General features: G+C 34.8%; 5 protein-coding genes. 1 reads left to right on the top strand and 4 read right to left on the bottom strand.

Features of this window, described 5'->3' with window-relative positions:
• Window positions 1–18: 18 nt before the first annotated feature.
• Window positions 19–1,320 carry a ligand-binding sensor domain-containing protein gene (locus RLO81_RS18190; protein ID WP_350115088.1) on the bottom strand — a complete coding sequence of 434 codons (1,302 nt, stop codon included), beginning with the start codon at window positions 1,318–1,320 and terminating at the stop codon, window positions 19–21.
• Window positions 1,321–1,374: 54 nt separating this feature from the next.
• Window positions 1,375–1,878, bottom strand: coding sequence for a UCP032817 domain-containing protein (locus RLO81_RS18185; protein WP_350115085.1), 504 nt, complete (start codon window positions 1,876–1,878; stop codon window positions 1,375–1,377).
• Window positions 1,879–2,491: 613 nt separating this feature from the next.
• Here RLO81_RS18185 and RLO81_RS18180 point away from each other — a divergent pair.
• Window positions 2,492–4,651, top strand: coding sequence for a glutamine synthetase III family protein (locus RLO81_RS18180; protein ID WP_350115082.1), 2,160 nt, complete (start codon window positions 2,492–2,494; stop codon window positions 4,649–4,651).
• A 100-nt stretch (window positions 4,652–4,751) separates the two neighbouring features.
• Here the strand turns inward: RLO81_RS18180 and RLO81_RS18175 are convergent, their stop codons facing one another.
• Window positions 4,752–6,410 (bottom strand): S41 family peptidase, encoded by a 1,659-nt coding sequence (locus RLO81_RS18175; protein ID WP_350115079.1) that lies wholly within the window; start codon window positions 6,408–6,410, stop codon window positions 4,752–4,754.
• A 185-nt stretch (window positions 6,411–6,595) separates the two neighbouring features.
• On the bottom strand, window positions 6,596–7,299 hold a 704-nt coding region (locus RLO81_RS18170), incomplete at its 5' end, for a SulP family inorganic anion transporter (protein WP_350115076.1).

Here is a 7,299-nt window from a genome sequence, read left to right as displayed (position 1 = left end):
GTAATCCACAAATTGCCATTATGAAGTACTGAGTGGTAATACAGGATTAGATAAATTCAATACATTCTTTTGCTGTAGTTTATTGTTAATAATTTCAAAAAGGTAGGTGTCATTAGTTTGGCTTACAATGAGTTTATTATTAACAAACTTCACAAAGGAAGATAAGGGCAATGCGAGTCTATCAACAACCTCAAAATCATCATTTATCAAAACCAACCCATTTCTTGTGCCAACAATTACTTGATTATTTAACACATCCATGCCTAAGAAAAAATCAATTTCTATTGAACTTACTCGGCCTCTATTTACCTTAAATATGCGGTTAGTAGTAGCTATATATAGTGTTTCTTTTTGAAATATAAGACTTTGAATGTTTTCATTTTTATTTTCTAAATCATACTTACTCCATGATGATCCGTTTTTTAATTGTGACACACCTTGAATTGATGTAACCCAAAGATTGCCGAGTTGATCTTCCTCTATATCCCTAGTAAAATTGTCAACTAATCCATTAGTTTCATTAAGTGTAACTTCTTCCTTTAAATCTTTATCAAATAATTGCAAACCATATTCTGTGTTTGTAAATACAATTGAAGAGTCTTTTAAATAAAAGCAGTAAAGAGCCTTATCATTTATGGAATCTTTAAAGGAATTTAATCCTTTTATTTCTCCATTTTGGTAGATAAATGAATAGTTATCATCGCTCTGAAAAATTGTGACTAACCTTTCTTTATTTGGTAAAATTTTTGATTTTAACAATTTATTTTCTCCGTCAATTAAATAAAGGAGCGAATCCTCAATGGTGAAATGTAATTTGTTATAATAATCATACACTCTGGTTTCATGACCTAAATATTCAACTTCATTCGTGTTTATATTCCATTGAAAAACCCCCTTATTTGTGGCAAAGAATTTATTTTCTTCATTTGAATATATACGCCAAGTAATATAAGAGGCTGGAATATTTAATAAATCTTCAGACAGCTTATTAATTTTAAAAAATCCTTCATCACTTAGAGATATATAACCAAAATGATTGGTTGCGCCATAAAGTAGAAGGTTGTCAATACTATCATAATCAATACTTGAAATAATTTCATTGGAGAATTCTAGCCTCCAGTTATTGCCATCGTAAGACAATAATCCTTCATAATTCGCAAGTATTAATAAACCACTATTAAGCTCTGTAATTGTCAGATTAGATGATGAGGCATTTAGATTAACATCCTTAAATATGTTAATCTCTTTACTTTCTAATACCTGACAAAAGGTGTTATTAGAAATTGATAGGGATAGTAATAAAAATAAATATTTAGGCACATGCATTCGTTCAACGTGCTAAAATATGACTTTGAGTTAAATAAAAAAGGCTGTTTAAACAGCCTTTTTTATTTTTTCAATATATTCTGGAGTGTATTTTATAGCCCAGGTTTCGTACCACTTTAGTAAAGTCTCAGGACCGTATTTGTCATAAATCCTTGAGTACTGCTGTTTTAATTTTTCTTCACTTTCCTTTAGCACCAATGAAGGTTCAGTCTTTAACCTTAAATTAATAGCTTCTTTCTCTTTATTGGTCGTGGGTACGTGATGTATAAACCTATTAAAACTTTTGTAACAAAAGCTGAAATATTGTCTTGTATGTAAAATGAAAGTATGCCACATTTCATCAATTATGAGTAATGGACGATCTATGAAAACCCCCTCACCACCATCTTCCGTTGTTTCAGCTGCCAGCTCAAGAAATTTTTTAGTTTCTATCAATATCTCTTTAGCTTCATCATAATCAACGTTGTATCTATCCATGAAACCTTCAATAACAATCTGATCATTGTCTTCAAGAACTTCATGTTTGTCCAGTTGTGCTTCTAATAAACTCACCTTAGATAAGTTATAATAGTTATTAAATATAATTTAATTAAAATGGGTTGCACATACCACTAATGCAGAGTGACAAATCTTTATTACTTTGATTTAAGTTTTTATTAACTAAATTGTTGATTAAATCTTCTTTAGTTGTAACTTTAGTAGAAGTAGTTGATTTTAACGTAGTCATTTTTATGTGTTTTTTAGTTGATTTTTATTTTGGGTGCAATGTTATGTTATGCTTGCATAATAATCAAATAACATATTCATAATGCCGCCATTCTTAGATAAATGCAATTAATATCTCGCATTTATATAGTTACATCAGCAAACCCGATTATATATTTTATGTTAAATGCCATCCGATAAATGCTATAAATGGCTGTGGATAACTTTTTTTAATTTTTTTTTAATTTCTGCTTTACCTACTTCATAGCATCAGGGTTTTTGTAATACCCCATTTTATTCATCATGAATATAAAAAAGATGAAAATTGGGTGTTTTAATACCCTATATTTTGGTATCTGTGTGTTTTTTTGATAAAAAAGGGTTGAAAAATTCATCTAACATTCAAATTCATTATATTTGCTACCGTTTTTAAACGAAAATATAAACTAATAATCACTACATGGCACATTTAAGATTCAAAGCACTTGATTTGGCTAACAACAGGTCAAAAATAAAAGTGGAATCTCAGGGAAAAATTTCTGACTATTATGCTTCAGATGTATTTGGACTGAAGCAAATGCAGGAGTTGCTCTCCCCTGATGTATTTAAAAAAGTAAAAAATGCGATTGACGAAGGTCTAAAAATAGACGATGATACAGCTGATGCCGTAGCGTCTGCTGCTAAATCTTGGGCCATAAGTAAAGGTGCAACTCACTTTACACACTGGTTTCAACCATTAACTGGCTCAACGGCTGAAAAACACGATACATTTTTTGATGCACATGCAGGGATAGAAAAATTTAAAGGAACTGCTTTAGTGCAGCAGGAGCCTGATGCTTCTTCATTTCCGAATGGCGGGATAAGAAGCACGTTCGAAGCAAGGGGCTACACCGCTTGGGATCCAAGTTCCCCCATGTTTATTTATGGTGTTACTCTGTGTATTCCAACAGTATTTGTAGCCTATACGGGTGAGGCGCTTGATAATAAGGCTCCTCTGCTAAAGGCTGTAGATGCAGTTGACAAGGCTGCCACACAAGTGTGCCAATTGTTTGATAAAAAGGTTTCTCGTGTAAAAGCATCTTTAGGTTGCGAGCAGGAATACTTTGTAATTGATAAAGCTTTATTTGCCAGCAGGCCAGATTTAGTAATGGCAGGCCGAACTGTTTTTGGCCATAACCCTGCAAGAGGACAGCAGTTGGATGATCATTATTTTGGCTCAATTCCTCCAAGGATTTATGACTTTATGAAGGACTTTGAAACCTCAGCTTTAAAATTAGGTATTCCGGTAAGTACCAGACATAACGAAGTGGCACCAAGCCAGTTTGAGGTAGCTCCTGTGTTTGAAGATATTAATGTGGCTACCGATCACAACCAACTTTTAATGGATGTAATGTCTAAAGTGGCTGAGCGTCATAGATTAAAAGTATTGTTCCATGAAAAACCGTTTGCAGGTTTAAACGGATCAGGAAAACACAATAACTGGTCGCTTATTACCAATACGGGTGTGAATTTATTCCAACCTAGTTCAAGTGCCAGAGAAAACCTATTGTTCTTAACCTTCCTGGTAACTACAATTAAAGCGGTGCACGACAATGCAGAACTTCTAAGAGCAAGTATCGCTTCTGCAGGTAACGACCATAGACTTGGAGCTAATGAGGCGCCACCGGCAATAATGTCTGTTTTTCTGGGGTCGCAGTTGAATAGTGTGCTGGATGAACTTGAAAAAAATGGTAACATTCATGTAGAAAAAGGGGATAACATGTACATGAAGCTTGGCATCGACAAGATTCCACCGATTATCCTTGATAATACTGATAGAAATAGAACGTCTCCATTTGCATTTACGGGTAACAAATTCGAGTTCAGGGCAGTGGGGAGTACAGACAACCCGGCTACACCAATGACTATTTTAAATGCAATAGTTGCGGATCAGTTAAACGATTTTTACGCAGCTGTTCAGAAAGAGATTAAGAAAGGTACTGATAAGCGCCTTGCTATTGTTGGAGTGCTAAGAAAGTACATTAAAGATTCTAAAAATGTACGATTCGAAGGTGACGGTTACTCTGACGAATGGGTAAAAGAAGCCAAGAAAAGAGGATTGGCTAACGTAAAAGATACACCAAGAGCATTAGATGCTTATTTGAGCGATAAGTCAAGAAAACTTTTTGCTAAGCTGAACATCCTGAATGAGATAGAGCTGGAAGCACGTAATGAGATTCAATGGGAGAATTATATCATGAAAGTTCAAATTGAATCCAGGTTAATGGGCGACCTTGTGCAAAATCATATTGTTCCTACGGCAGTTGCTTATCAAAACAAATTGATACAAAATGCTAAGGGGTTGAAGGAAGTTGGGTTGAATAATAAGCAGGTTGTTTCAACAATAGAATCTATTTCAAAACATATTGAGATTTTGCAAACTGAAGTTGAAAATATGACAGAGGAGAGAAAGAGAATCAATAAGATTACAGACACCAGAAAAAAGGCCATTGCTTATTGCGATGATGTTAAGTCTAAATACTTTGAAAAAATCAGATACTCTGTGGATAAGCTGGAGTTGGTAGTGGATGATGAAGATTGGCCATTGGTAAAGTATCGTGAGATGTTATTCTTAAGATAACCAATTGAACTAGTGATATGGAAAGGGCTGCTTTAAAAAGGTAGCCCTTTTTTTGATTCAAAGAGTTACCGGTTAGAATCTTGGATTCTATTCATAAGAATTATTTTTTAGCAAGAATACTGTCGTATTTAGTCGGTTCATTCAAAACCCCTATGGCTGTGGAAATGTCCTGATCTTTATCGAATGACGATTCAATAGAACCTCTTTCCAGATAATATCGCGAGGTGATCTCTTCCTCCAATAGTGTTTTAATCTGAGATTCAAAATCATTCAGATCGTTAGCCTTACTTGCTTCCAGCGTTTTTTCTAAATTTTCAATGGTGTGTTCAATGTCCTCATAATATTTTTCCTCTAAAGCGTATTCTTTTAATTTTTTTAGGTTTTTCTCTACTTGTGTGGTGTAGGAATAATCCTTGCCATTAAGCCATGTTTTAAACCCTTCGTACTGTGTATCAGTTAATGCAAATTCTTTAGCCGGAGTGATTTTAGGATTCGTGTAATAGAATTCGGTTGCATAATCAAAGATATGGCCTTTAGCATATAGTGCGTAAGCAACGGGCGACATAGGCGATTTTTCCACTTCAATATCTGGATCGATACCGCCACCATCATAAACTGATCTGTTATTTACTGTCTTGAATTCAGATTTCAACGAATCCGGCACCTTGCCCACACTGCCATCTTCATTTCTATGGCTATAGTCTAAGGATTGTATACAGCGGCCACTAGGTGTGTAGTACTTAGCTGTTGTTACTTTTAATTGTGCGTTGTAAGTTAATGGCCGAGTAATCTGCACAAGTCCTTTTCCAAATGATTTCTGACCAATAATTACTGCTCTGTCGTAATCCTGAAGTGTTCCTGCTACAATTTCTGATGCAGAAGCACTACCGCTGTTAATTAAAACAACCAATGGAATTTCTGTATCAATAGGCTGATTGAGTGTTTTATAATCCTGGTTATGATCTTCGATCTTACCCTTTGTTGATACTACTTCTTTGCCTTTAGGTATAAAGACGTTCGTAATATTCACAGCTTCCATTAGCAGCCCACCAGGGTTGCCTCTTACATCTAGTATAAATTTTTTAGCACCCTGGGATTTCAATTTTACAACCGCTTCTTTTACTTCCTTTCCTGCATCTAATGTAAACTCTGCCAGTTTTATGTAGCCAATATCATTTGACACCATACCCATAAATGGCACATTATTGATTTTTACTTTCTCTCTTGTGAAATTAAGCGTAATAGGCTCTGGATTGCCATATCTTTTTACTGTCAGGCTTACAGGTGTGTTAGCCTGGCCTTTCATCAGGTCAGCGGCTTCTTCTCTTTCTAGTTGGGTAATATCTATGTCGTCAATCTTAATTACTTCATCACCTATTTTAAGCCCATTTTTTTGAGCGGAATAGCCCTCAACAATCATGGTAACTTTTATCTTCCCATCAATCTTGCTTGTAAGTGCACCAATGCCACCATACTGACCAGTGCTTTGCGTCCTGAAGTCTTCAATATCATCTTCAGGAATGTAATTGGTATATGGATCCAGAGAGGAAAGCATGGCATCAATACCTTTACGTATTACCTTGTTAGGGTTCACTTCGTCAACATACAATGCATTGACTTCCTTAAATAGGGTAGCAAAAATGTCAAGGTTCTTGGCTATTTCGAAATATCTTTCACCCGGGCTGGTGAAGGCAAAGGCTGTAATAAGAAGAATGATTCCTGCACCTGTGACCTTAATTTTCGTTGATAGTTTATTCATGCGCTGAGCGTTTTTTTCTTATACGATGTACAACCAGAAAAGGTGTGGTTAATCTGCCAAACTACTAAGTTGAAGATTTACAATGAGTACAACGGAAATTGTTAAAGAAAAATTCTAATAATACAGTGCAGAACTGGTAACCCAGAACCGCGCTGTATTATTCTTAATACTATAAAATTAAGATCTTAAGAGTTAAAAACGGTAGCCCAATATGATTTTTTCTTGTTTTTTCCATCGTTCACCTTACTTCTGAAATGTGCTACCGGGTTAATCTTATTTTCATCAAACTTACCTTTCATCGTTAATTCTATACCTGTATTTTTTGCATGGATTTCAAAATCATTGATAATTTCGATCACATCCGGGTGTATGTATTTTGATTTAGATAAGTCAATTAATACGTTGCTATTGTTTGGTATCATATTTAAAGTCTGTAATATGCTCGCCTTATTCAGGAATGTGACATTTTCTGACAATTCAATAATAAATGGCCCACCTTCTTCATGTTTTTCAACATAACTAAATGGTGTGTTGAGGTTTTTCCTTAAAATAAGAAATACTGCAACAGCCATACCTATACCAATTCCTATAAGCAAATCGGTGAAAATAATTCCTAATATGGTAATCATAAATGGGATAAACTGCCCACGCCCTTTGGCTTTCATTTCTTTAAACAAAGATGGTTTTGCCAGTTTATATCCTACGAGGAATAAGATTGCCGCTAAACTTGACAATGGTATCATATTCATAACCCCTGGGATAAGCATAACACTAAACAGGATTAAAATACCATGAAAAAAGGCTGACATTTTTGTTTTTCCACCAGATTGGATGTTAGCAGAACTTCGTACAATAACCTGTGTAATAGGCAGTCCACCAATTAAGCCTG

The organism is Fulvivirga sp. (genome assembly GCF_040220315.1).
GTDB lineage: Bacteria > Bacteroidota > Bacteroidia > Cytophagales > Cyclobacteriaceae > Fulvivirga.
This window is presented reverse-complemented; position numbering and strand designations above follow the sequence as displayed.

Coding starts and splice junctions, on each gene's coding strand:
- RLO81_RS18180 (WP_350115082.1), top strand. CDS start 2,492: ATGGCACATTTAAGATTCAAAGCACTTGATTTGGCTAACAACAGGTCA.
- RLO81_RS18175 (WP_350115079.1), bottom strand. CDS start 6,410: ATGAATAAACTATCAACGAAAATTAAGGTCACAGGTGCAGGAATCATT.